Origin of the sequence: Shouchella shacheensis, from assembly GCF_001484965.1 — a bacterium.
GTDB lineage: Bacteria > Bacillota > Bacilli > Bacillales > Bacillaceae_D > Shouchella > Shouchella shacheensis.
The window spans coordinates 148132-171938 of the sequence record NZ_LLYY01000009.1 but is presented as its reverse complement, the minus strand read 5'-3'; the positions used below and the strand labels follow the sequence as shown (position 1 = coordinate 171938).

Annotated in this window: 26 protein-coding genes; 19 read left to right on the top strand and 7 right to left on the bottom strand. The window is 45.6% G+C overall.

The window, feature by feature from the left end; translation table 11 throughout:
* Positions 1 to 273 precede the first annotated feature (273 nt).
* A complete protein-coding gene (locus AVZ68_RS11745) occupies positions 274 to 1806 on the top strand; it encodes a methyl-accepting chemotaxis protein (RefSeq protein ID WP_059104745.1) in 1533 nt (510 codons plus the stop codon).
* Positions 1807 to 1854: 48 nt separating this feature from the next.
* Here the strand turns inward: AVZ68_RS11745 and AVZ68_RS11740 are convergent, their stop codons facing one another.
* Both AVZ68_RS11740 and AVZ68_RS19845 read right to left on the bottom strand, forming a co-directional pair.
* The gene (locus AVZ68_RS11740) at positions 1855 to 2139 is read right to left on the bottom strand and encodes a hypothetical protein (RefSeq protein WP_059104744.1); all 285 of its coding nucleotides are present in this window, start codon (positions 2137 to 2139) and stop codon (positions 1855 to 1857) included.
* A gap of 226 nt (positions 2140 to 2365) precedes the next feature.
* Positions 2366 to 2473: a YjcZ family sporulation protein gene (locus tag AVZ68_RS19845; protein ID WP_157404639.1), complete on the bottom strand. Its 108-nt coding sequence runs from the start codon at positions 2471 to 2473 to the stop codon at positions 2366 to 2368.
* 264 nt (positions 2474 to 2737) lie between these two features.
* On the opposite strand from AVZ68_RS19845, the gene AVZ68_RS11735 reads away from it, so the two are divergent.
* From AVZ68_RS11735 to AVZ68_RS11685, 11 genes are all read left to right on the top strand, one after another.
* Complete coding sequence (locus AVZ68_RS11735) at positions 2738 to 3748, top strand: ABC transporter substrate-binding protein (RefSeq protein ID WP_059104743.1); 1011 nt, start codon at positions 2738 to 2740, stop codon at positions 3746 to 3748.
* A 114-nt stretch (positions 3749 to 3862) separates the two neighbouring features.
* Positions 3863 to 4816, top strand: coding sequence for a FecCD family ABC transporter permease (locus tag AVZ68_RS11730; protein ID WP_245628120.1), 954 nt, complete (start codon positions 3863 to 3865; stop codon positions 4814 to 4816).
* Positions 4813 to 5853, top strand: coding sequence for a FecCD family ABC transporter permease (locus AVZ68_RS11725; RefSeq protein WP_059104741.1), 1041 nt, complete (start codon positions 4813 to 4815; stop codon positions 5851 to 5853). The genes AVZ68_RS11730 and AVZ68_RS11725 overlap by 4 nt, the downstream gene beginning before the upstream one ends.
* Positions 5854 to 5865: 12 nt before the next feature.
* Positions 5866 to 6696 carry an ABC transporter ATP-binding protein gene (locus AVZ68_RS11720; RefSeq protein ID WP_059104740.1) on the top strand — a complete coding sequence of 277 codons (831 nt, stop codon included), beginning with the start codon at positions 5866 to 5868 and terminating at the stop codon, positions 6694 to 6696.
* Between the two features lie 383 nt (positions 6697 to 7079).
* Positions 7080 to 8750, top strand: coding sequence for an IucA/IucC family protein (locus AVZ68_RS11715; protein ID WP_082676533.1), 1671 nt, complete (start codon positions 7080 to 7082; stop codon positions 8748 to 8750).
* Positions 8728 to 10518 (top strand): IucA/IucC family protein, encoded by a 1791-nt coding sequence (locus AVZ68_RS11710; RefSeq protein WP_059104739.1) that lies wholly within the window; start codon positions 8728 to 8730, stop codon positions 10516 to 10518. The genes AVZ68_RS11715 and AVZ68_RS11710 overlap by 23 nt, the downstream gene beginning before the upstream one ends.
* Positions 10499 to 11275 carry an HpcH/HpaI aldolase family protein gene (locus AVZ68_RS11705; RefSeq protein ID WP_059104738.1) on the top strand — a complete coding sequence of 259 codons (777 nt, stop codon included), beginning with the start codon at positions 10499 to 10501 and terminating at the stop codon, positions 11273 to 11275. The genes AVZ68_RS11710 and AVZ68_RS11705 overlap by 20 nt, the downstream gene beginning before the upstream one ends.
* 3 nt (positions 11276 to 11278) lie before the next feature.
* On the top strand, positions 11279 to 12490 hold the full coding sequence (locus AVZ68_RS11700; protein WP_059104737.1) for a type III PLP-dependent enzyme: 1212 nt from the start codon (positions 11279 to 11281) through the stop codon (positions 12488 to 12490).
* Positions 12483 to 14330 (top strand): IucA/IucC family protein, encoded by a 1848-nt coding sequence (locus AVZ68_RS11695; RefSeq protein WP_059104736.1) that lies wholly within the window; start codon positions 12483 to 12485, stop codon positions 14328 to 14330. The genes AVZ68_RS11700 and AVZ68_RS11695 overlap by 8 nt, the downstream gene beginning before the upstream one ends.
* On the top strand, positions 14314 to 14913 hold the full coding sequence (locus AVZ68_RS11690; protein ID WP_059104735.1) for an RraA family protein: 600 nt from the start codon (positions 14314 to 14316) through the stop codon (positions 14911 to 14913). Before AVZ68_RS11695 ends, AVZ68_RS11690 begins: the two co-directional genes overlap by 17 nt.
* Before the next feature lie 93 nt (positions 14914 to 15006).
* Positions 15007 to 15744 carry an IucA/IucC family C-terminal-domain containing protein gene (locus AVZ68_RS11685; RefSeq protein ID WP_059104734.1) on the top strand — a complete coding sequence of 246 codons (738 nt, stop codon included), beginning with the start codon at positions 15007 to 15009 and terminating at the stop codon, positions 15742 to 15744.
* A 155-nt stretch (positions 15745 to 15899) separates the two neighbouring features.
* Here the strand turns inward: AVZ68_RS11685 and AVZ68_RS11680 are convergent, their stop codons facing one another.
* Positions 15900 to 16316 carry a YheC/YheD family protein gene (locus AVZ68_RS11680; protein WP_059104733.1) on the bottom strand — a complete coding sequence of 139 codons (417 nt, stop codon included), beginning with the start codon at positions 16314 to 16316 and terminating at the stop codon, positions 15900 to 15902.
* Between the two features lie 232 nt (positions 16317 to 16548).
* On the opposite strand from AVZ68_RS11680, the gene AVZ68_RS11675 reads away from it, so the two are divergent.
* A complete protein-coding gene (locus AVZ68_RS11675) occupies positions 16549 to 17103 on the top strand; it encodes a DUF420 domain-containing protein (RefSeq protein WP_059104732.1) in 555 nt (184 codons plus the stop codon).
* 73 nt (positions 17104 to 17176) lie between these two features.
* Positions 17177 to 17653, top strand: coding sequence for a TcaA NTF2-like domain-containing protein (locus AVZ68_RS11670; RefSeq protein WP_059104731.1), 477 nt, complete (start codon positions 17177 to 17179; stop codon positions 17651 to 17653).
* 291 nt (positions 17654 to 17944) lie between these two features.
* Here the strand turns inward: AVZ68_RS11670 and AVZ68_RS11665 are convergent, their stop codons facing one another.
* A complete protein-coding gene (locus AVZ68_RS11665) occupies positions 17945 to 18295 on the bottom strand; it encodes a YugN family protein (RefSeq protein ID WP_059104730.1) in 351 nt (116 codons plus the stop codon).
* 166 nt (positions 18296 to 18461) lie between these two features.
* On the opposite strand from AVZ68_RS11665, the gene AVZ68_RS11660 reads away from it, so the two are divergent.
* The gene (locus tag AVZ68_RS11660) at positions 18462 to 19517 is read left to right on the top strand and encodes a CAP domain-containing protein (RefSeq protein ID WP_059104729.1); all 1056 of its coding nucleotides are present in this window, start codon (positions 18462 to 18464) and stop codon (positions 19515 to 19517) included.
* A gap of 213 nt (positions 19518 to 19730) precedes the next feature.
* Here AVZ68_RS11660 and AVZ68_RS11655 read toward each other — a convergent pair whose 3' ends face one another.
* Positions 19731 to 20240, bottom strand: a complete 510-nt coding sequence (locus tag AVZ68_RS11655; RefSeq protein WP_059104728.1) for a PaaI family thioesterase — start codon at positions 20238 to 20240, stop codon at positions 19731 to 19733.
* 208 nt (positions 20241 to 20448) lie between these two features.
* Here AVZ68_RS11655 and AVZ68_RS11650 point away from each other — a divergent pair, with 208 nt between their 5' ends.
* The gene (locus tag AVZ68_RS11650; protein ID WP_059104727.1) at positions 20449 to 20883 is read left to right on the top strand and encodes a YlbD family protein; all 435 of its coding nucleotides are present in this window, start codon (positions 20449 to 20451) and stop codon (positions 20881 to 20883) included.
* Between the two features lie 99 nt (positions 20884 to 20982).
* A complete protein-coding gene (locus AVZ68_RS11645; protein WP_059104726.1) occupies positions 20983 to 21252 on the top strand; it encodes a YlbE-like family protein in 270 nt (89 codons plus the stop codon).
* 45 nt (positions 21253 to 21297) lie between these two features.
* Here AVZ68_RS11645 and AVZ68_RS11640 read toward each other — a convergent pair whose 3' ends face one another.
* A complete protein-coding gene (locus tag AVZ68_RS11640) occupies positions 21298 to 22077 on the bottom strand; it encodes an ATP-grasp domain-containing protein (protein WP_180316701.1) in 780 nt (259 codons plus the stop codon).
* 140 nt (positions 22078 to 22217) lie between these two features.
* Here AVZ68_RS11640 and AVZ68_RS11635 point away from each other — a divergent pair, with 140 nt between their 5' ends.
* Positions 22218 to 22658: a YlbF/YmcA family competence regulator gene (locus tag AVZ68_RS11635; RefSeq protein ID WP_059104725.1), complete on the top strand. Its 441-nt coding sequence runs from the start codon at positions 22218 to 22220 to the stop codon at positions 22656 to 22658.
* 300 nt (positions 22659 to 22958) lie between these two features.
* Here AVZ68_RS11635 and AVZ68_RS11630 read toward each other — a convergent pair whose 3' ends face one another.
* Positions 22959 to 23297, bottom strand: a complete 339-nt coding sequence (locus AVZ68_RS11630; RefSeq protein ID WP_245628114.1) for a hypothetical protein — start codon at positions 23295 to 23297, stop codon at positions 22959 to 22961.
* A gap of 182 nt (positions 23298 to 23479) precedes the next feature.
* Between AVZ68_RS11630 and AVZ68_RS11625 the strand changes: the two genes are divergently transcribed.
* Positions 23480 to 23758, top strand: a complete 279-nt coding sequence (locus AVZ68_RS11625; RefSeq protein ID WP_059104724.1) for a YlbG family protein — start codon at positions 23480 to 23482, stop codon at positions 23756 to 23758.
* The last annotated feature ends 49 nt before the right edge of the window (positions 23759 to 23807 follow it).

Below are 23807 nucleotides of genomic sequence, written 5' to 3'. Positions count from 1 at the left end.
ATATTAGGATATACCTGTCTATTTCGGCCTGCGAAAGTTGAGTTAATAAAGAAAAGCGCTTATTTTTCATTTGTCTATGGTAAAGTAAATTAGCTTTACTTTTATCGTTAACCACACAGTTTCCGTCTACCGCTCATTACTGACCTCGCCCGCTCGATTGCTAGGTTAATTGTAAGAATTTACACAAATTATCTCACTTCACTCCTAAACAGTTAGAGCTCAGAGACCGATAATAGGGAAAAGATGAAAGACTCTATCGGGGGAGTGTTGTTGTTGAAACAGAATCGGCAGGTCATGTTTTTCATTAGTTTGTGGGTAGTGTTTTTGTCAATAGTGGTTCATTTGCTGTACCGCGTGTTTGATATCGGCCAGCTAATGAGCAGTCATGCTCACCATTCTGTTCTAGACCTTACCCCGTCACAGGAAATTATACTGAACGTCTTTCTGCTCCTCCCTCCTTTGTTCTTTGGAGTGGCGTGGTGGTATATGGCAAAACAGGCGGATCATCCGGTGATTCCTTGGTTGATCACGCTCACTCTCACCTTTGGCAGTGTTTCCATCATCGCTGGAGGAGAGGGGATGGTCGAATACCATTTCTCGATTTTTATTGTTTTGGCTTTGCTCGCTTATTATCAGAGAATGGCTCTAATCTTGCTGTCGGTGGTTTTGTTTGCGATCCAACATATAGGCGGCTACTTTGTCATTCCTCAAATCGTTTATGGAACGGATACGTATGACTTTGGAATGGTTTTTGTCCATCTGCTTTTTGTTTTGCTTCTTACGGCTGCGTTGTACATGCAAATTAGAAACAGTCAAGAAGTGGCCAGAGATTTGCAACAGGCGCGAACAGCACGGCAAAACATGATGGAACGAATGATTGACCGCCTTGAATCCTCGGCCGATGACTTAAAACTGGTTTCTGAAGAACTGGCCGCAAGTACAGAGCAAACCGTACAGTCTGCAACTGAAGTCGCTCACATGAATCAAGAGGTAGCAAGCAGTACCGAAGGGCAACTCCATCAATCGGAAAAAGATACCTCTAATATTCAACAGATAACAGAGGATTTGGGGGCGATCTCCAATCAAGCAGTGGGGGCTTTGCGCTATGCACAGCAAATGAGCGAAATCTCTTATGAAGGAAAAGCTGCTATGTTTCAAGCTTTGGACCATTTGAATGACGTGGAAAAAACCGCTTCCAACTCAGTTATTCTGATCAATGAGCTGGATGAAAACTCAAATCAAATTGAAGAAATGGTCACCGTGATAAGAAGGATTACAGAAGAAACGAATCTTCTAGCATTAAATGCGAGTATTGAGGCAGCACGAGCGGGGGAGCACGGAAAGGGGTTTGCGGTAGTAGCCGAGGAAGTACGAAAACTAGCAGAGCAATCCAGGACATCGTCCGACCAAATTTCTGCCGTTGTCCAAAACATTCAGCAGAAAACAAAACAGACGGTCACGGCCATTGAAAAAGAAAAGGAAGAGATTGATATCGGAAAGAGGCAGGTCAACGAAACGCATACCGCACTCGAACACATTGTAGAGCAGGCTGAACACGTGAGGGAACATATCGAAAACGTTTCCACTACCTCTTCAAGCCTAACAAAACGAGCGGACGAGGTGGCGGTTTCGATTCAACATACATTCGAGTTCTCGCAGAACATAGCGACAAGTGCTCAGGATGTCGCAGCGGCCTCAGAAGAGCAAACCGCAGCTATGGAGAGCAATGAAGAGTCCGTTCTAACCTTACAAAACATGGTTGAGGACTTGCAACGAGAAGTTCAGAAACTTAAGAGGTCGGAATAATGTAAAAGAGCGACAAGGGATTGATCCCCTGTCGCTTCACGCCCTTATCTACTTTTTGTCATTCTTATCATTTTGTCCCCTGATGTTTCTGTAGAATTTCCCAGGTGCTTCTGACGCTTTGCCGACGACCTTATTGGTCGTTCCAACTGTGCCTTTTAGGATTTTCCCTGAAGAATCAGTTGCTTTTCCCACAAGGCCTCCCTCACCAGAAACTGACTTAATAATCCTTCCGGCCGAATCTACCGTGTTCCCAAAAAGGTCTGTTGCTTCCTGAGAGGTGTTTTTGACGAAATTCCCGTTCTTTCTTTTGTTCTCGTGCTTTTCATCACTCATTGAATATGCCTCCTTCCGGCCATAGGCCACATTAGTACAATTATGCCGAATGAGGGTCGAATAGAACAGTCTTAAGGCGAATAAAAAGATGGGTGCGTGGTCGCTTTTGCTTTCCTCAACGTTCCCGCACAAAGAGCGAGCTTATAGACGTCTATAAGCTCGCTTTGTTTGTCTAGTTGCGGCGAGTTGTCCGACCCGCCTCCACTATTTCTTTGAACCCGTCATCTTAATATCCTCCACCAACATAAGCAGCTCCTACAATAATAAGCAGGATAAACAAAACAACGATGAGGGCAAAGCCTCCGCCTCCGCCTCCGCCTGTTCCGCCATACATGTGGCACTCCCCATTTCTTTCTCTGTCCATAACAGGGTATGTAAAAGGCGAGAGAGTGCTTGGACTCTTGGATATAGTTCGCAAAAAATCTTGTTAACGCAGGCGAGTTTGCGAGGATCTGATTCTCGCCATTCTAGGGGGATAGGCGGTCAAAATCCGGAACCTTATTTTTTTATTCATCTATTGCTTTTTTTACATGCATAATATAACATGTATTATTGAAAATGATTCTCATTATCTTAAATTCTGAAGGAGGGCCCCAAAATGCCGGCATTTCTTAGCAGTAAGTTCAAAACACATCCTTTTCCCTTATTAACCACTGTGGTTTTTTCCATAACCTTAATAGGGTGCAGCGGTCAAGAGGAAGAAGCCACGGGAGAAAATGAGATGGAAGAGAGTGAAGATGTTGTTGAAGTCGAACATTCAATGGGGACGACGGAAATTGAAGGAACACCGGAACGAGTGGTTACTTTGTATCAAGGTGCAACGGACACCGCTGTTGCATTAGGAATAGAGCCGGTTGGAGTTGTAGAGTCTTGGGTAGAGCAGCCAATATACAACTATTTAAGGAATGACCTAGAAGGTACGGAGATTGTAGGCTCGGAAATACAACCGAATTTAGAGGAGGTTGCAAACCTAGAACCGGATCTAATTATGGCGACACAGTCTCGGCATGAGGAAGTGTATGGTCAGTTGTCAGAGATCGCCCCGACGGTGGTAGCAGATCCTATCTTCGATTTTAAAAACACACTACGGGTCATGGGGCAGGCCACGAACCAGCAAGACGAGGTAGAACAAATTTCCAATGATTGGGACGAGCGAGTGGCTGACTTCCAAGAGAAAATGAGTGAAAAAATGGGCGAGGAATGGCCATTGACAGCTTCGGTCTTAAACTTTCGTTCGGATCAAGCCCGAGTGTTTCTCACTGGTTTTCCTGGGAGTATTCTGGAAGAACTAGGGTTCGCTCGTACGGACACACAGCAGGAAGAAGTTGATAATGGAACCGCTTATTTGGAACTAACAAGTACGGAGAGCATTCCCGAAATGAATGCTGATGTTATCTTTTTATTCACGGCCGGGAATCAGGAGGATGAAGAGGTGCAGGCAACGTACGAAACGTGGACGGAACATCCTTTGTGGCAAGACCTAGATGCGGTAGAGGAAGATCAAGTTTATCCTGTTGACGAAGTAACGTGGAACATGGGCGGCGGATACACTGCTGCCAATGAAGTACTTGATCAGCTATATGAACGTTTCGATCTCGACCTTGACTAATCATGTGGCGCCTTGACCTTGACTAAAGTATCGATAAAGGTTGAAAGAAGGTGAAAGGCCATCCATTTGTTTTCCACTACGCAAGGCAAATTATTGGGAATCAGCGTCGGATGTCTGCTGTTTTTGGGTTCTTTTTTGGCAAGTGTCCGCCTGGGCCAGATCCCGATATCACACTCAGTATTGATTGAGGTGCTGCTTGACTATGATGAGGATTTAGCAGAACATGTGATTGTCTATACAAGGGTTTCTCGAGCAGTGACAGCTTCTTTGATTGGGAGCAGCCTTGCGATTGCTGGTGCACTGTTGCAAGCACTAACAAGAAATCCGCTTGCCTCTCCAGGAATACTAGGCATCAATGCCGGTGCGCTCTTTTTTGTTGTTTTTTCTGTGGCTGTTCTCTCGGTAAATTCGTTAGTGAACCAAGTGTGGATAGCTTTCTTGGGCGCCGGGCTCTCGGCTTTGATGGTCTATGTTCTAGGCGTTATTGGTAAGGATGGCTTATCTCCCATTAGAATTGTACTTGCAGGAACAGCCATCACGGCTCTTTTTGTATCGTTTACGCAAGGCTTGCTTGTCGTAAATGAAAGCAACTTGGATGCAGTTTTGTCGTGGATGGCCGGAACGGTCTCTGGCAGGTCGATTGATCAATTAGCGCCAATTATGTTAATCATGATAGCTGCGACGATGGTCGCGTTTTTCTTGGCAAGGCCGATCAATATTCTCATGTCTGGGGAGGACATAGCCAAAGGGCTAGGTCAGAGAACACCGTTAGTAAAAATAATGGTCATCTTAATTGCTGTGTTTTTAGCTGGTGGGTCTGTGGCGGTCGGAGGGATGATCGGGTTTATTGGTTTGGTTGTTCCTCACATCGCACGAGGACTGGTTGGGCGGGATCATTATTGGATTATTCCATACTGTGTATTGTTAGGGGCTAGTTTGCTTTTACTTGCGGATGTTGCAGCGAGGTTTGTCGTACGACCAGAGGAAATGCCAATTGGCATTATGACAGCACTACTTGGTGCCCCGTTTTTTATTTATATTGCACGCAGAGGGGTTCGAACAGAATGAACAAATACACATCCGTTCGTAATCGTTCAGGAACAATTTCATTTCTTATCGAGAAAAAGGCGTTCATCGTCGTTGCTGTGATGATTTTTGTCGTTCTGTTTTCAGTAGTAATCGGGTTAGCTGCTGGAAGTACGTGGATTCATCCGATGTCTATTATTCAACATTTGCTTGGAATTGGGAGTCAAGAGCATACCTTTGTTATAGACACCCTTCGTCTGCCACGGATGATTTTAGCCTTACTTGTCGGAGCAGCACTTGGAATAGCAGGTTTGATCCTACAGGAAGTGATTCGCAACCCACTTGCCTCTCCAGACATTATTGGCATCACTAGCGGGGCCTCCGTCGCTGCCGTGGCTTTTATCACGTTCTTTAGCGGGACTATTTCGCTAAGGTGGTTGCCATTAGCTGCCATGGCAGGGGCGGGTGTGGTTTCCATTTTGATTTATTGGTTGTCCTGGAAAAAAGGTGTGACTCCGATTCGTCTCGTCTTAATAGGAATTGGGGTGGCAGCAGCTATGGATGCACTGACTACAATGATGATTGTCTTTAGTCCGATTACATCGGCAAGTCAAGCGTACACGTGGCTGACGGGAAGCGTATACGGAACCACCTGGGAAAACGTGTATGCCATGCTGCCATGGCTCTTGCTCTTCACTCCAGTGGTCTTTTTATTTACAAGGTCGATTCAAGCGCAGAAGCTGGGAGACGAAGTCGCCGTTGGATTGGGTGTACGTGTACAGGGGCAGCGTTTTGTGATGGTCTTCATCAGTGTGGCTTTATCCGGTGCGGCGGTTGCTTTTGCAGGGGGAATTGGGTTTGTTGGGTTGATGGCTCCTCATATTGGGAGGTATCTAGTCGGTCATTCATTCGCTGTTTTAATTCCTGTGTCCGCTCTTATCGGAGGATGGATGGTGGCCATGGCTGATGTCGTTGCGAGAACAGCGTTTCTCCCCCTCGACTTGCCAGTGGGTGTCCTGGTTTCTGGTATAGGCGCCCCTTTTTTTCTTTACATGCTTTATCGAAAACGTAACTTGTAGAGGAGTGATAGGATGAGTGTCCTAAAAGCACAATCTCTCACCTTAGGGTATCAAGAGTCAATTGTCGTAGAAGGTATCGATCTCGAGATTCCAACAGGTGAAATCACAGTGTTTGTCGGTGCAAACGGCTCTGGAAAGTCAACATTACTTCGATCACTCGCCCGTTTATTAAAGCCCAAATCCGGAGAAATTTTGCTGAAAGAGAAATCAATCCGTACCTTATCGACGAAAGAAATCGCAAAGCAGTTAGCTATTCTTCCACAGGGACCGATTGCTCCTGAAGGTCTGACAGTGCTACAGCTGGTGAAGCAAGGAAGATACCCCCATCAAAGCTGGCTGAACCAGTGGACAAAGGAAGACGAACGCATTGTCAATCGGGCTTTGGGAGCGACGCGAACGGAGGCGTTGGCCGATCGGACCATAGATTCCCTTTCAGGGGGACAGCGCCAACGTGCTTGGATTGCGATGACGTTAGCACAGAATACGGATATTTTGTTGTTGGATGAGCCCACTACTTATTTAGATCTGGCTCATCAAATCGAGATTTTGGACTTATGTTTCGAGCTAAATGAACAGGAGGGAAGAACCATCGTCATGGTTCTTCATGACCTGAATCTGGCGGCACGCTACGCCCACAATATCGTGGCAGTAGAAGGGAAAACAATCTATGTAGAAGGAAAACCAGAAGAAGTGATCACCGCTGCCATGGTTAAGGATGTCTTAGGAATGGACTGTGAAGTGATTGCAGACCCTTTATTTGGATCGCCACTGTGTGTGCCGTACGGGAAAGGGAGACAGGTCGATATTCATCAAGCTTATAAGAGAAAGGTCTCACTTGTATAACTCAACTTTAGGACACGAAAAATACAACTCATCCCCTGATACAAAGGAGTTAAAATTGCTGCCCTTGTCGGAGGAATTCGTAAGAGAGCAGTGAAAATCCCGATCAAACGAGCAGAAGTCAACTACGTTTTTTAACTCCGAAAGTTGATATATAAGGAAAAAGCAGGAACAGGAAGTTGTTTCCTGCTTTATTTATAGGCATTTCGAATGAAAACGTAGAATAAGATAAGATTTTATCGAATACTAATTGACATTGAAAATCGTTATCAATTATCATAGTAAACGAAGTAGCAGAACGCAGTGTTTAACTATCTCGCATTTTATGTTTGCTGCTTTAATGGGAATCCGAGTGATAGGACAAAGATTGGAGTTAGGTGGTAAAAATGACGGTTGATTCTAGGATGAACAGCAAAGAAAAAGCCAATCACCATACGTGCAAAACGCTGCTCAATTGTTATTTAAGAGAACATGGTGGATGGAATGGACACATATTCATGATCGATCAACGCACAAAAAACTACCGGATTCATTTTCCCGCATGCAATGCAAGTATTTACGGAGAGCTAGCTTATTACTCAGCGATGGGGGAGCATGAATTTTCCAGTTATTTTGTGCAGGGAGAGAGACTGCATTACACGGTTTTGCTGCCACTTATTATTCGTGAGTTACAAGAGACCTACGCAACCCTTTCTCATGAAAACAAAGAGGGCTTTACGCATAAAGTGAACAATAGTTATCACAAATTATCGATTTTTATTGAACAGGCAGATAAATTACAATTCATGGATTATATCACTTCAGAGCAATCATTGATATACGGGCATCCATTGCATCCATTTCCCAAAAATACAGCTGGTTTCCGAGAAGATGAAATCAAACGATTTAGCCCGGAGTGCCGATCGTCCTTCCAACTTTGCTATGTGGCCGTGAGAAGTGACGTCTTTTTAGAAGAATGGCTATCAAAAGAAAGAATCTCATGGCCAAGTGACGTAGAAGAGCAAGTAAAGAGGAAGTTAGGAAAACAACAGCGCAGGTATCGTCTCTTGCCGATGCATCCCTGGCAGTACCAACATCTTCAATCCATTGAAGCCGTTCAGGACTACGTACAAGAAGAGAGATTGATTTTACTAGGGAGGTTTGGTCCACTTGCTTACCCGACATCGTCTGTTCGAACGGTTTACGTACCTGAAATGAAATGTAATCTCAAACTCTCTTTAAATATGCAGATTACAAATATGAGAAGAAATAACACGAACGTACAAATGCGCCGGACGTTGGACGCTGTTCGCTATTTGTGGCAGCAAAACTGTTTTCACAATGAACCAAGCACCAGTATCTCGTGTGAAACGGGAACATGCACGTGTGACTTTGCCGATGAGCGTCTGAGCGAATTGTTTACAGTCGCTTACCGTCCCATCCATTTTGATACGTCCTCTACATATGTTCTATCTAGTATCGTCGAAGTTGCTCCTGGTTCGCGCTTTTCACGACTACAGACACTGATTGGCAAGACGCCAGTCGATAAGTGGTTCCAACGGTATTTGCAGATATCGCTACTTCCAATTGTGAGGGAGGCAGGAATGCAGGGCATCCATTTTGAAGCGCATCTGCAAAATAGTTTACTGACGATCAAAAATGGGATGCCGGAAATGTTTATTATTCGGGATCTAGAAGGCGTAAGTATTGATGTGGAGAAAGCAGATAAGGGCTTTGAAACGTCGGGACCGCTGTTTTACGCAACGAATGATGCCTGGAGGCGAACATCGTATTATTTTATCGTCAATCATCTAGGTTCTCTTATTCATGCGATCGCACGAGATGCGGGCATTGAGGAAGAATATTTTTGGAACATCGTAGCCAAGGCTTTAGAGAATGAGCTTCGAGAAACGAACAATGCATTTGTTTTGTACTTGCTATCTGCAAAGACATTTGCCGCAAAAAAGAACATGGGAAGCTGCTTTCTAGGAAAAGGAGAAACGCCAGACTTCGTTCCCGTAAGAAATCTCATGAGACGTAAGTGGGGTGAGACACATGCTGATACAACACTCGTTTGATCATTTGTCATCATCATTAGAGGAAGTGAAGGAGCGCTTGATGCGCCAGACGCTGGAGACATTGATATTTGAACAGATCATTCATGTAGAAAAAAAGGAAAGTGAATGGATGATAACAGGAAAGACCACCCATGATCAAAGGGTTGCTTATACATTTGAAGCCGAACAGAAATGGTCATTTGGCCGAGTTAAAATTAAACGGCATTCATTGAAACGAGAAAGTGGTGTCTGCACAGATGTTCATTTGTTTTTAGAAGAGGTAGTGAAAAACAACATCAGTGGCGGGCAAATAAACGAATTTATTCAAGAATTGCTAGAAACGCTCAGCAAGGATCATCAGTCGAAACAAGTCCAACCGGAACATATTCCAAAGAGTGACCTCCATTACGAAGCCCTTGAAAGTCATATGGTCGATGGGCATCCGTATCACCCGAGCTATAAATCTAGAATCGGTTTTTCGTTATGTGATAATGCCAAGTATGGTCCGGAGCATGACCGACCTATATCCGTGTACTGGATAGCGGTCGACACTGAACTGCTTCATATCGCTTTAGCCGAGCAAACAAACGTAGAGAAAATTCTTACCGAACATTTAGGCAAGGAAGAAAAAGACCGCTATCTTAAGGTTCTGAATGAAAAGGGGAATAGGAATAAATATTATACTCTCTTGCCGGTTCACCCTTGGCAGTGGGTCCATCGTATACAAAGTGTTTTTGCTCAGCAGTTAGCAGATCGAGACATGATTGTTCTAGGTAGGTCTGAAGAAACCTACCGCGCACAGCAATCGATTCGTTCTCTTGCGCACAGGACGAATGAAAAAGCTACCTATATAAAGTGTCCACTGAGTATCACGAATACTTCGTCGAGCCGGATTCTTGCTAGCCACACGGTTTGGAACGCCCCGATGATCAGTGATTGGTTACAGACATTGATTGATCAAGATTCTTTTTTGCAACAAAAACGTTTTTCTCTTCTTCGAGAAGTAATGGGGGTTTCATTAAAGTACGATCATTTAACACCCATTCAGTATGAATCCGCCTATGGAACGTTAGGGGCGATCTACCGTGAAAATGTATCCACTTATTTGGATGAAGGGGAAGAAGCTTGGCCCCTGAATGCCATCACGCACGTTCAAAAAAATGGTGTGCCGTTGATTCAATTCGCTTGCCAGAGGCACGGAGTAGAACCTTGGCGTGAAGCATTGATCGAAGCGGTTGCTGTTCCATTGGTTCATTTGCTATGTGTTCACGGAATTGCGCTGGAAGCTCACGCCCAAAACATCATTCTTGTTCTAGAAGATCAATGGCCCAAGCGCATTATCGTAAAAGATTTGCATGACGGTGTTCGCTATGTTCCAGAAAAACTTCTTGACTCACAAAGAATGCCCTCGCTACACCCTGAACCAGAAAACCATAGAAGGGTCAACCGCTACTCGTTTATCGAAGCAAAGACGCCTGATGAGGTAAGGGATTATTTGTATGATGCGTTTTTCTTCATCTGTATGACAGAGATAGCGTTTGTCTTTGAGTGCTTTGGGTTAAGTGAAAAGAGTTTTTGGCGAAAATGCGCGCAAGTAATCCGGAATTATCAGCGAAACCATCCTGAATATAAGCAGCGATATGAACAGTTTGATCTTTTTGCGGAAGAGATCTTGATTGAGGAAATGACCAAACGAAGGATCTTGGGTGACAGTGAGTGGCATTTTCTAAAAGTGACTAATCCGCTCAGAAAGGCAGAGGGTTCTCAAGATGAGAGAAAACCGTCTTAAGAAGAAAATACAAAACAAACAGAACGTCTTTGGGATGTTCGTGTCGATTCCTCATCCAACCATGGTGGAACTCCTCGGACATGCAGAGTTTGATTTTGTGATTATTGATCAGGAACATGCGCCAACCAGTACGGAGATGATTGAACATATGGTACGTGCCGCCGAGGCCATTGGCATCACACCGCTTGTGCGAATCTCGGAAGTGAACAAGAATACCATACTGAAAGTGCTGGACTGTGGGGCACAAGGGATTGTTATCCCCCATGTTGAAACCCGTCAACAAATCGATACGGCAGCAAACAATGCTTATTACCATCCCATTGGCACAAGAAGCTTGAATAGCGGCAGGGCAGGGGCTTTTGCCAAATACTCCTTAACCGAGTACATCGAAAAAGCGAACGATGAAGTGATGATCGTGCCAATGATTGAAAGTATACAAGGAATAGCACAACGAGAAGCTATTCTTTCATCGCCTCACGTCAGTTTTGTGTTGGAGGGGGCGGCAGACCTTTCTCAGTCGCTTGCACTTCCATGGGAAACCGATCATCAAGAAGTACAAAAGCATCTGCAATTATTATGGAGGACGGCCAAGCAACTTGAAGTACCATACGCTGTTGTTTCACGCAATCAAGATCAACATCGAGAGTGGGCAAAACGTGGGGCACACATTTTTGTGTTAGGGGATGAACGCGGGACAGCATTTCGTGCTTATCAAAAAAAGCTTGGCGTCTATCGACGGCTAGCAGGAGGAACATAACGTATGAATCAGGATGTACAACAATGGATTGAAAACCATCATGTGAAGCATCAGCCATTTTGCGCATATATTTATGATCTGACCGGTTTAAGTCGACATGTTGAAACTATGCTGGAAGCTATTCCTCAAGACACGCACTTGTTCTATGCAATTAAAGCGAATCCAGACAGGAAAATCATTGAGACACTGTTGCCAGTGGTCGATGGATTTGAAGTTGCATCCATCGGTGAATTGGAGAAAGTACGCAGTGTTTCAGAGGAAGTGCCAGTTCTATTTGGAGGTCCAGGAAAAAAAGAATATGAACTGGAGGCCGCTCTGCAAAAAGGCGTGGCGTATATTCATGTAGAGAGTTTGTTGGAATTGCAAAGATTAATCCATATTGCTAGAAATATGGACACGCAGGTAAGCGTGCTTTTACGCATCAACCTTCAAACCAACGCACTACCGACGACGCCTATTTCTATGGCAGGTCAGCCGAGTCCGTTTGGAATGGACGAACAGCTGATTGGAGAGGCTCTTTCTCTTATCCGGAGTCATGAAAACAAGCATGTGCATTTCCGTGGATTCCATTTTCATTCCCTTTCCAATAACATGCATGCAGACTGGCACATCGAGATGATTCGTTTATACATTCAAAAAGTGGAAGGATGGAAAAAGAAATTTAATGTGCCTGTTCATGTCTTAAATGCTGGTGGAGGGTTTGGTGTTTCCTATGACGAAAATCCTGATTTTGATTGGAAGCAGTTCATGTCTTTGTTGCATAAAGAGGGGATCCTTGACCGGTTAGAAGGGACAAAGCTCTTCTTTGAGCCAGGGCGTTGGCTCGTTGCGAATTATGGATATTACGCTGCTGAAGTGATTGACATAAAAAAATCGATGGAGCAGCACTTTGCAATAGTAAGGGGAGGAACTCACCATCATCGCTTGCCCGCCTCATGGGGGCACGACCACCCTTTTTCTATCGTATCTGTCGAAGAGTGGGAGTATCCGTTCGAGAGACCGGAAATAACCAGTGGTGAAGTAAGCATCGTCGGTGAATTATGCACCCCAAAAGACCGTCTTCACACCAATGCCATCATTCAAAAATTACGGGTGGGGGATGTTGTCGTGCTTGAAAAATCAGGTGCTTATAGTTGGTCCATTTCCCATCATGATTTTTTAGATCATCGACGTCCAGATTTTTATTATATGGAGGAAGAGATGAATTATGGATAAAGTACTGCTCACGTCACCCGCTGAAACAGCTGAAATGATCATTCTCAAAGATTTGATGAATAGTTTTATTGCTGAGAAATTCATTCTTACTCATTCAGAGAATATGCACTGGCTCTCTGACACATCCAAAGAGATTCAATCGTTGTTTTTACAGAATGAGGACTCCTTGGTTTATGTGGATACGTTGTGCTTTCTATACGAAAAAAGCTACCGACAGCGTTTTCAATGGAAGCTGGGATCTCCCATTTATTATAAAAACAAAGGAGAATGGGTGCAAATCACAAATCCTCTGAAACTGACGCACTTGATTTTAAGAACCTCTTTGTCAGAAGAAGAATACGCCAAACAGGGGGTTGCTGAATTTGTAGAAGGATTAAACGTTTCCATCCAACAACTGCAACTCAGTTTGCAGGAAGGGACAGGGAATGACTTGGAGCCTCCACAAACGTCCTATGACTGGTTCATAAAAAGTGAAAAGATTGCATCCCTACGAGATCGCCCGTTTCATCCTCTGTCAAAAGCAAAACTAGGTCTTCAGACAGACGAGTACAAGGCATACATGGCGGAATTTGGTCAGCCGACCACTCTATGCTGGGTCGCTGTCTCCAAAGATACGATTGTGAGTGGTGGAATGGAAGGTGGCGTCACATGTATTGATCTTTTGAAGCCTCAAGACAAAGTGGCTATCGAAGAAGAATTGAACCAAAAGGGATTGTCCGAACAGGACTATACGATTCTGCCCGTTCATCCATGGCAGATGAAATCAGTCATCTGGAAAACGTTTCAGTATGAGTTGGACAACGCGATTATGGTTCCATTGGAGACGAAAGTCGGTGACTATGTAGCGACCTCCTCTGTGCGTTCAATGGCTCCTCTCCACGCTTCAAGAAACATGCTGAAGCTTCCACTTAGTGTCGTATCACTTGGGGCGCTTCGGTATTTGCCAGTAGTGAAACTCATGAACGCTCGTGCAGGGGAGCATTTGCTGCGGCAAGCGGTGGCTTGTGACAACGTATTAGCCGAAAAAGTCTTTTTATGCGAAGAGAGCAAGTGGTGGGGATACCTCCCTTCCTCTATGGGTCTCTTCGACGATCAACCTCGTCATTTAGCTGCACAATTGCGGGTATACCCTGAAGAAATTCTGCAGAATGAATACAAGGTCATCGCTATGTCTTCGTTAGGGGTAAGTTGGACCGATTCGCACTTTTTGAAAGAACTATTGGGAGAGGATATCTCAAAGGATGAGGTTCTCCAGTTCTACACCGATATGGCCTCTCTGTTCTACGACATTGTCATGCGGTTGTTCAGAATCGGCGTTGTTCCGGAAGTTCACGGCCAAAACTGTTGCTTGGTGTTAAAAAACAACCGCCCCACTGGGTTGCTGTTCAGGGACCATGATTCGGTCCGTCTTCATCAGCCATACCTAGATCAACAGAAGATAAAGGATCCTGAATACCGCATTCGGCCTGGGTATTCGAATAGCTTATACCAAGAGACGATGGAAGGTCTAATTTTCTATGTTCAGTCATTAGGGACACAAATTAACATGGCAGCCATCATGGAGGCCATCTCAGAAAGTTTTCAACTACCAGAAAAACAGTTATGGGACATTACAAAAGAGCAGTGGGAGAAATCCTTGAACGCCATTGAGATGTCGGAAGAAGACAGGAACCACTTACACGAGATACTGTTTGAAACGGCAGAGTGGCCAGTGAAATTAGTGGTGCGTCCGTTATTAGAAGTGGATGGAGTGCCAGGCGCAATGCCATCTGGAAAAGATTACGGACGTAATCCTTTTCACTATAAGGAGGCGAGGAACGACCATGTTAACGGTGGGTAAAGGACTAAAGAAGTATACAGACGATCAGCAGAAGATGTTTCGAATGATGCGAACCTCTACCGTCGGACATTTCACTGACTTTGGTTTTTTGATCGGTTATGAATGCACGCTCCCGGGGACTAGTGTGGGTGGAGAAGTGGTCACAGTGAAACTAACGTATGGAGATGGTTCGCCCTTAACTGCCGCTCTGGAAGAAACAAAGGCAGGAGATATAGTAGTCATTGACACGTCGGGAGATAGAACACATGCTTGTTGGGGAGAATTCCGAACACGAAGGGCAGAAGCGATTGGTTTAGCGGCAGTCATCGTCGGCGGAGCAGTAACCGATATTGATTATTTACAAACAAGCTCTGTTCCAGTGTTTTACCAAAGCGTCTCGCCAAAAACAACCCGCGCATTAAACATGGAGGGAGAAATTAATACTCCGATTAGTGTGGGCGGCGTAGTGTTTGAGCCGGGCGATTATGTCATTGCCGACCAAGATGGCATTTACCGCTTCAACCCTGTGAATTATGAACAGATCGCTCAGGCAGCACTGAAAAAGGAACAGAGGGAGCAAGAGAGAAGACAACAGATGACCTAGGTCATGCCATGATCACTTTCTCGCTGAGACTTCTTGTTATAATGAAAGGAAGCCTATCAGGACTGTTTAAGCGAAAACAAAGGGATGAGGACAATGCAAAAAATGATGGACATGCATCAATTAGAAGCATTTGGCGTTTATCGGGCAGAACGGGTTCCTTCTGGCATTCGGCTCGATGAACTTTTGAAGAAAGAAACATGTTTGCTTTTTTTGGATCAGTATAGGAAAGATATAACCGCCCCAAATTTAGCCGTGGCAGCTTCCTTGTTTATGAAACAATACGCTCGTAAAGTCGTCGCTTCTACCTTGTATAGCCTAGGTGTTTACAATTGTACGTTAAGCTTACCTATTCAGGCATGTACGTTCAGCAAGGAGAGAAAGCTATGTGTTCAAGAAGGGATGTGTCAATGGCAAGAATGGGTTCAATCGGAGAGGGAGGCATGGCGGGAAACCGTATTACGTGATTTGTTTTCCTCCCATGTAACTCCTATGATTGATGCGTTGCACCATACGACTGGCCTCTCGTCTGCTATCCTTTGGGAAAATGTGGCGATCCGCGTGAATTCAGTGTACCGAAAGACCTTGGCATCCGAGGAAAACGAGGAAAGACGCAAACAGCTGGCCAGTGATTTTTATTTTCTCAAACAGGCAGACGGAACTTTGTTTCGGTTGAAGAGAAACCCGATGAAGTCGTATTTGAAACTAGCAAATGACGGGTCCGATCCATACAGAAGAACATGCTGCTTGTACCATCGTTTGAAAGAGGATAAGGAAGGAATTGGCTATTGCGGCAATTGTCCAATTCGTAAGAGTGTGTCTTATAAAAAATGAGGCTGCTTCTTGCTTAATGAGCAGCCTCTTGTTGCCTATTTCAGCTCCTTCCTACTGTTTCATGGGTACTCGCGATTTTGGGCTTTGTTTCCCAAGTTGTTAAAAGCATTACGCATACTCACCGGCTGGGAGAGTTTTTCTTTTCTAGCTATAAGCTAAGCAGGAGCTCCGTCCTTTTGTGTGTGCAGCCGAAAATCGTAGGCCGATCCGTTTTGCGTTTGAGATTGAATGAAAGGTTGAACAAGGAAGGTATGTTCTTTGGTTACATCCGTCACAAGCGAATGCACGTCTTCCTTGCTAATGAGCTGTTCACGGTCATTTCTAACAACACGATACTGCCCGGAGTCTTTTTGAATATGAATGACATCGATTCCTTGTTTTCCACTCAGAGGCTTAATAATTACATTCGAATGCTTTTTTAACAGATCGGTGACTTCTTGTGGGTAAAGAATTTCCCGTGAAGGAATTAAACAGTTGGAAAAATTCTTACCTCGCTTGATCCGGTTATAGACATGCATTTTGTCACCAATTGCGTGGCTCGTAAAGGGAATTTCTTCGAATAGTTGCTTCATAATCTCACGCTGTTGAGTGGTGGTTGCAGAACTAGCATTGTAAATAACATAAAGGGAGCGTTTGTTGAGTTTACTGTATAATGATGTTAGATCACGCACCCATTTAAGTTAATTGGAATGTAAGAGAAGTGACTCTAGAAATCTGTTCATAAGATTGTTGATTACCTCATTTAGGATGGGGACCGGGTTGTAGTATAATGAAGAAAGTGAACGTGAATAGGAGTGACTATAGATGAGTAGAAGTACAACTGGGGCGGACCAAGCTCCAAAAAAAAGAAATTATCGTCCCGCTATTGTTATTATTTCCGTTGTCTTAATTGGGGCCATCGGTGTACTTGCTGGAATGCCTGGGGTAGAGGGTTTTGATGCGTTTGACGTAACCATTTTGCCACTGATGAACGCAATTTTTAATAGCTTTACGTTTGCCTTTTTGCTTGCTGCGTTGATTGCGATTATGAAGAAGAACGTCACCGTGCATCGACGTTTCATTTATGCGGCTTTCGTAACCACAACATTGTTTCTCATTACGTATGTAGCTCATCACTTTTTGGCCGCCTCGACACCTTACGGGGGCAGTGGCTTTATGGCTGTTTTCTACTACTTTGTTTTGATTACACATATTGTGCTTGCTGCGGTTATTGTGCCGCTTGCCCTTACGAGCGTGGCTCGAGCGTGGAACATGGAATACGCGCGTCATCGCCGGATTGCCCGTTGGACGATGCCGATTTGGCTTTACGTTAGTTTTACTGGAGTGCTCGTTTACATTTTGATTGCACCTTACTATTAAGGGTTTCGTTTTATGCACGGGTTCGTTATACTTAACCCTGCATAGAGCGTACATAGAGAAAGAAGGGAACTTTGTGGGGGGATGGATAAGTCAGAGACTAGCCATTATATTGGGAGCCGGTTTGCTTCTTTTAAATGGCTGTGGACTGGAAGAACCAGATGAAGAGGAATTCACGCCTCTGGAGGGGGAAGTGGCTGAAGAAGCGGCGATGTTTGTAGCAGCTTATAAAGAAGACATGGTCGATGCGGTGAATAATCACGGCATCGATGAGCTTGAGGACACGTACTTAATACCGAATACAAGCTTTTATCATGCGCTTCGCCGTTATGTGGAAGATTTGCAGGAGGACGGTGCTGTGAAAACACTTGACTCGCTTGATGTTTCAGCGGTGTATGAGGGGGAAGAGGAAGGGGACGTGTTTGTTGACGCAACCGAACATGTTCAAATTGAAGCACGTGGCCATCTGGAGGAGATCTCCCGCGATGTGCGCTACTGGTTGGTCCAAGGCTCTGACGATACCTTTCGACTGCTTACGATTATTGAACGATGAGGAGATGTAGAAAAAGAGCTGCCAATGAGGACAGCTCTTTTTTGTCTAGCTCCGGCGGGTAGAAGCTCGGGATTTTTCAGTCCTGCCCTGAAACCCAAGGTCGGGGTTTCTAGTGCAGGCCTTCCAAAATCCTCGCTTCTAGGCAACCCGCCTGCGCTTTTCGGAATTGTCTAGCTCCGGCGGGTAGAAGCGTCGAGATTTTTCAGTCCTGCCCTGAAACCCAAGGTCGGGGTTTCTAGTGCAGGCCTTCCAAAATCCTCGCTTCTGGACAACCCGCCTGCGCTTTTCGGGCTACAATTCTTTTTCGATTGTTTTTGCAAGTAGTTCAAGCTTGCTTTTGCACTTGTCGATTACAGCCTGTGGGAACGTCTCTCCTTCATATTCGACTCCGTGCGGATAGTAATGCTTTCCAAGAATGGGCGGCATCACTTGAACGATCGTAGAATCTCTAGGAATGTCGCCTTGGACGGCATAAGCTGGGACACGTAGAAAGAACGTCCCATCATGGTGTACCATCTTGTAATCAAAGATGGCACGTTCATAGTCCCACTGATCGGCATGAATGAAGCCAACCGATTCTGCCGCAAAGTGCAAGATGGAGAATTTCAGCTCTTTTTCCAGTTCTGTTTCGGTAAATTTCACGCGTTTTCCTCCTTAATCAACAGCTTGTCATCTCCCCTTTATCATAGTATGAAAAGGGTTGCTATGCAACGCTAAACGGCATCTTTTACCTAAAAACAGAAACTGAGAGAGGAAAAGAATGAGTGGAGCACGAAGGTTAAAGGTGTGAGGAGAGGATGTGCGATAAATGCTTAAGCGTATGACGCTCTTAATCGTTTTAACGGGTATGCTTGGTGTGCTTGTCTATGAGTACACGCAAGAGCCTGTCGAGGAAGCTCCGCAAATTGCTAAATTAGGCGACCATAAAGAATTGGAGAGGGAAAAGATAGAGGTGGAAGAAGTCGATTCCCTTGCGCGGTTCGAAGCAACTTTAGATATTCTGGGCCAGTCTACGGATGCCATTGTCTCCGCCTACGGAGAACCGGTTCGGAAGGAGCCTTCAGCGTTTGGCTATGAATCCTGGGTGTACAACGGAGAAGGAGCGGATTATATGGTCATCGGTATAGAAGAAGGAGAAGTGGTCACAGCTTTTTTGAGTGGGGAGCCGGTGGCGGCTATTCTTGGAGAAGAATCTCGCTCCTTTGCAGATCTATCTTCGGAGTATTCGTTTGAACCAGAGGTGGAGGCAAGCACCGATCATGGGTGGGTCACCTTTAAACTAAATGACAGTGATGTTTCCATGCGCCCAATCACCGCGGTTGGCGACCACTGGATGCAAGTCTATATGGATGTTCACACCGACCAAGTCTCAAGCGTTCGTTTAATGAACGAGGAGATCCTTTTAAGGCAAAGGCATTACTCTTATTCTCCTCCGCAAGCTCTCCCTGAGACTCCGGAAATTTCAGAGGAGGAGTGGAAGCAAGTGGAAGAGGCGAACGCTCGTCAAATTTTTGACTTAACCAACAGCATCCGCCATACGTTTGAGCTCGAGCCCTTTGGTTGGTCCGATGAAGTCGCAGACGTCGCTTACTTACATAGCAAGGACATGAATGATCAGCAGTACTTTGACCACGTCTCGCCAACACGAGGCGATCTAGGTGCTCGCTTTCAGACTGGCGAGGTCCCGTACGACATGGCCGGTGAAAACATTGCCGCAAATTATGTAGACGGTCTTGCCGCAGTGGAAGGTTGGTTAAATAGCGAAGGGCACCGTGTGAATTTATTGCACCAAGAGTTTCGCTACTTAGGCGTAGGCGTACACCGGGAGTATTACACCCAGAATTTCTTGAAGCCGCAAGCGTAGATGTTTGAATCGGTTAAGCACAGGGTTGGTCATAACAGCAAAAAGCTCATGAGACGGGTTCTCATGAGCTTTTTGCTTAGCTCCGGCGGGTAGAGCGTCGAGGTTATTCAGTCTGCCTGGAAATCCAAGACCAAGATTTCTCGTGCAGGACTTTCCAAAATTCGCGCTTCTGCTCGTTCCGCCTTCGCTTTTCGGTATTGAGTAGCTTTCCCATCAGTTCGCTCTTCCAATAACAAAGAACGTTCCTGTCGCCTTGGCTACAAGCTTCTCTCGGTCATCGTAGACGTCCCCTTCAACGACAAACTGCTTGCTGCCAGCGTGCGCCACACGCGCGACGCAGCGCAGAAGAGAGCCTGTGCCCGGACGTATGTAGTGGATGTTTAACTGCGAAGTAACAGCGGTTTTACTGGCCGGTAACTGAACATCGACCAATGCACCCATCGCTGAATCAAGCAACGTCGCCGTGATGCCCCCGTGGACAATTTCAAGTGGATTGTAAATGAGCGGGTGGATGGGCAGCGTCATTTCAAACGTTCCATCCTCAAGTGGAGCCGCGCGGGCATTTGTCAGTGCCCCTAAATAGGTGCCCTGTTTGCCAGCTTGTTTTTCCAACAAACCGGTAATAATTCTTTCGAGCGTATCTGTTTCTTCTTCTGTCGCCACTTCAAGATAGCGCTGAAGCTTGGCTTCTAGTTGTGTCTGCACTTGACTATCCGTATCCATACTGTTCACCTTTTTCTCTATGCCGTGCAACAAACCATCAATGAGAACGGGACGCGCCTCACTGATGGACGTTTCACTTTATGTTCAGAGTCCGTCTAAGCTCTGTTCATAGTTTACCAAAAAACATTACCTCTACGCAAAAAAAGACGAACGCTGGACTGGGCGCGTGGATATAGTGAAGTAAGACATCTAAAAGGGGATGAGGCAGATGGGAAGTAAGGGCACCTTGCATCCTTCTGTGCAGAAGTTTAAGACGTTTGTGAGTGAACACCCTGGGGTTTCTCGTGAGATCAAGAACGGCCCAAAGTCCCTGCAAGACTTTTATGAAGAATGGTCGGTCCTTGGCCCGAATCACGAACAATGGGAGGCGTACAAGCAAACACAAAGTGAAACCGAAAGCACAGACTCTAGCAAGAGCAAAGAGGAGACAAAGTCGAGCTCAGGCGCAAGTACGGGAGAGATGGTGAGCCAGTTGATGGGGCTTGTGAAGAAGATGAATGTTGAGGACCTGCAAAACCACCTTACACAGTTCAGCACCGTTCTGGGGAACGTGCAGAACTTAATGCAAAGCTTCCAACGCCCAAGCGAATCCACGCATCGGCAAGAAAGCGACTACTCCCCCTTCTCCTTCCGTAGAGATTAAAAAAAGAGAAGCTCGGTTGTTTTGACAGGGGAAAGCCAGAACGTGGTCGTTAGTGAAGCGAAGGCGTTGACCTGAAAAGGTTGGAGGAGGAATGAACTCATGAGGCAAGAGGTGTTACATCAGCTGAGGGCGAACCCGGAACTACGCGATTTTATGCGGCAGAACCCAAACTGGTACCGCCGCATCAGCCGCCACCCGGAACAGTTTCCGGTGATGGAACAAGAAGCGAAATACTTTTACGGCCGAACCTTCTCGCAGCGCGTAGAGAAGATGCAGAACAATGTCAGCATGGCGATGATGCTGATGGAGATGTTAAAAATGGGGGGAACTACTGTCACAGATACGGTCCAGTCGATGAGAAGTGAATAAACGCAAAAGGCAGAGGGGCTAGAAAACAAGGAACAGCCGACTTGTCTAAGTCGGCTGTTCTCCTTTGTTTTGTGAATGAAGATAATCATAAATAGAGGTTTCAGGTTTTAAGCCAAGTTGCTGGAAGCCTTGGTTGCCAAACAACACATTAAATTCAAGAAAGTAGAGCTTGTCATCGGCTACAAGTAAATCAAACCCAGCGTGGTTGATGTTCAGCCTTTTGGCGACCTGAAGTGTAAGGTTGAGTGCCTCTTGTGGAATATCATCGAAGAGTAACTTCCCACCTTGGGCGACGTTGTTTTGGAACATGCCGTCGTTCATCCGCCAGTAGCTTGTCATTACTTTTCCACCAATGACGCAGACGCGTAAATCTTTCTCCGCAGGAATGTACTCTTGAATGTAAAAGACATCATGAGCTTCCGCATATTCCCGAAATTGCTTTTCGTTTTCAATGAGGTAGACGCCCCTTCCCATAGAGCTTCGGACCGTTTTCGCTACAAAGGGAAACGGGAAATCACGGAGCACACGGTCATAAGTCTCCTGATTATGCCCGAGGATGACGGTGCGTGGGATGTTGTCGGGAGAGACACTCCAAAGCGCTCGTGTCATCTCTATTTTACTGTGACCGAGCTGAATGGATTCAATACTCGGAAAAATTTTCGCTTTCATGCCGTACACCAAGCTCGTCACTTGCCAATTTTCTGGGAACAAACAAATATCAGCGGCTTCGATTTTTGCTTGTTCTTCAAACATTTTCTCCGGCTTTACATAGACAAGGTCTGGCAGGCCGATGGTACGAAACGGGTTAAAGGTTATCAGCTTCACCTTGCTCCTCCTTAAACGGATATCGAAAGAATTATAGGGCCACTCTCCATAGTTGTCAACTGTAAAGCGACAAAGATTTCTTTTGTCGCCGCTATAGTTTTGGAAACAGAAGTGGTACAATGAAGGAGGGAGGTGTAGTCATGATTGCAACTATGGACGCCATGGAATTATTAGATGCGTCAGATGAACTTGCGAACGCTGTTCTTCACTCTGATGTATTTTCCACCTATAAATATACGAAGCGGCAAATGGAGCAGAACCCAGAAACGCAGACGCTTATGCACCGCTTTGGGGAGTTGAAAGAGGCGCATGAGGAAGTGCAGCGATTTGGCAAATACCATCCTGACTATGCGCAAGTATCAAAAGACATTCGTGTTGTGAAACGAGAGTTAGATAAAGACGAAGCGGTGATGGCCTTTAAGGAGGCAGAGAAGGAACTTGAAGACCTCCTTAATGAACTAAGCGGAACAATTGCTCACGCCGTTTCTTCGTCCATAAAAGTGCCTACGGGAAATCCCTTTTTTGACAACATGTCATGTAGCGGTGGCTGTGGGTCAGGCAACGGATGCAGCTGCGGATAAGCAGCTGTATTTAGTTGTCTAGCTCCTGTCCAACCCGCCTCTGCTTTTCGGAATTGTCTAGCTCCGGTGCCACTCGCTCGAGGTTTCTTCACGCCGCTGGATCGAGCCAAAACCGGGCTTGATACTGCCGTCGTTCCAGAACTTGTCGCTCGTAAGCAGCGCGCCTCCGATTTTTTCCGATCCAGCTCTGGCGGGTAGAAGCTCGAGATTTCTCAGTCCTGCTTTGAAATCCAAAACCGGATTGCGAGTAGCAGTCCCTTTCGAAATTCTCACTTTTGAGCGATTCGCCCTTCGCTTTCCCTATAGGACGTTTCGAAAGCGAATGCAGTCGTGGCAGCCGTTTCCGCAACAGAACTTCTTTTCACTTGAGACCAGAAAACGCACGCGATAAACATAGGTCTCCTCGAGTTTGCGCACATAAGCAATGTCAGCGCTCGCCTGCTTGCCACGCAGAACGCGGGCGGCTGCGTTCCTTAAAATGTCTTCGACGACGTTTTTGTGGCAGGGGCTTTCAATGTAAAGGAAGGGAGAGCCTCCAAACGAACGTATCGACAATTGGGACACGCAGTTGGAGTGCTCCAGTTTTTTTAAAAACCTTTTCCAGTATAAGGTGAGTGGCATATTCAAAAACTCCTTCACAAGAGGGTCCCTCCTCTTATCATACGTGATTGAAAAAGCTTTGCAAAGCCATTGATGACTGTGATAAGCTTGAAGGACAACGTTGAAAGCGTGTGTCGCACAGTGAATCAAAATAGTGGATTACTGACTCTCCCTAAAGGGAGTTCGGGCGGTACCACTGCAATAAAAGGAGCAGATCGAAAATGCTAAGTCCAAGCCGTCAAGGTGTGGTTGTCTGGCTAACTTCTCTTAAATATGCGCGCCAGCTTCGTCGCTTTGGCCATGTTCAATACGTTTCTAAGAAAATGAAGTATGTGGTTTTCTACTGCGACCAGCATAAAGTGGAGGAGACGATGGAGAAGCTTTCCTCCTTTCATTTTGTGGTAGAGGTTCAACCGTCGATGCGGCCTTTTGTCAACACGGATTTTCAAAATGCGAAGCCAGACAAAGCGAAGGAATATGATTATAAATTAGGCATTTAACCAGGTGGTGAACTCCATCTGGTTTTTTATTGTCTAGCTCCGACGGGTA

Bases quoted from the DNA above. Each gene is read 5' to 3' on its own strand.
- AVZ68_RS11655 (WP_059104728.1), bottom strand. From the start codon at position 20,240: ATGGATACGGATAGTCAAGTGCAGACACAACTAGAAGCCAAGCTTCAG.
- AVZ68_RS11735 (WP_059104743.1), top strand. From the start codon at position 2,738: ATGCCGGCATTTCTTAGCAGTAAGTTCAAAACACATCCTTTTCCCTTA.
- AVZ68_RS11675 (WP_059104732.1), top strand. From the start codon at position 16,549: ATGAGTAGAAGTACAACTGGGGCGGACCAAGCTCCAAAAAAAAGAAAT.
- AVZ68_RS11695 (WP_059104736.1), top strand. From the start codon at position 12,483: ATGGATAAAGTACTGCTCACGTCACCCGCTGAAACAGCTGAAATGATC.
- AVZ68_RS11660 (WP_059104729.1), top strand. From the start codon at position 18,462: ATGCTTAAGCGTATGACGCTCTTAATCGTTTTAACGGGTATGCTTGGT.
- AVZ68_RS11635 (WP_059104725.1), top strand. From the start codon at position 22,218: ATGATTGCAACTATGGACGCCATGGAATTATTAGATGCGTCAGATGAA.
- AVZ68_RS19845 (WP_157404639.1), bottom strand. From the start codon at position 2,473: ATGTATGGCGGAACAGGCGGAGGCGGAGGCGGAGGCTTTGCCCTCATC.
- AVZ68_RS11725 (WP_059104741.1), top strand. From the start codon at position 4,813: ATGAACAAATACACATCCGTTCGTAATCGTTCAGGAACAATTTCATTT.
- AVZ68_RS11700 (WP_059104737.1), top strand. From the start codon at position 11,279: ATGAATCAGGATGTACAACAATGGATTGAAAACCATCATGTGAAGCAT.
- AVZ68_RS11645 (WP_059104726.1), top strand. From the start codon at position 20,983: ATGAGGCAAGAGGTGTTACATCAGCTGAGGGCGAACCCGGAACTACGC.
- AVZ68_RS11680 (WP_059104733.1), bottom strand. From the start codon at position 16,316: ATGAAGCAACTATTCGAAGAAATTCCCTTTACGAGCCACGCAATTGGT.
- AVZ68_RS11690 (WP_059104735.1), top strand. From the start codon at position 14,314: ATGTTAACGGTGGGTAAAGGACTAAAGAAGTATACAGACGATCAGCAG.
- AVZ68_RS11625 (WP_059104724.1), top strand. From the start codon at position 23,480: ATGCTAAGTCCAAGCCGTCAAGGTGTGGTTGTCTGGCTAACTTCTCTT.
- AVZ68_RS11710 (WP_059104739.1), top strand. From the start codon at position 8,728: ATGCTGATACAACACTCGTTTGATCATTTGTCATCATCATTAGAGGAA.
- AVZ68_RS11705 (WP_059104738.1), top strand. From the start codon at position 10,499: ATGAGAGAAAACCGTCTTAAGAAGAAAATACAAAACAAACAGAACGTC.
- AVZ68_RS11650 (WP_059104727.1), top strand. From the start codon at position 20,449: ATGGGAAGTAAGGGCACCTTGCATCCTTCTGTGCAGAAGTTTAAGACG.
- AVZ68_RS11740 (WP_059104744.1), bottom strand. From the start codon at position 2,139: ATGAGTGATGAAAAGCACGAGAACAAAAGAAAGAACGGGAATTTCGTC.
- AVZ68_RS11685 (WP_059104734.1), top strand. From the start codon at position 15,007: ATGCAAAAAATGATGGACATGCATCAATTAGAAGCATTTGGCGTTTAT.
- AVZ68_RS11720 (WP_059104740.1), top strand. From the start codon at position 5,866: ATGAGTGTCCTAAAAGCACAATCTCTCACCTTAGGGTATCAAGAGTCA.
- AVZ68_RS11715 (WP_082676533.1), top strand. From the start codon at position 7,080: ATGACGGTTGATTCTAGGATGAACAGCAAAGAAAAAGCCAATCACCAT.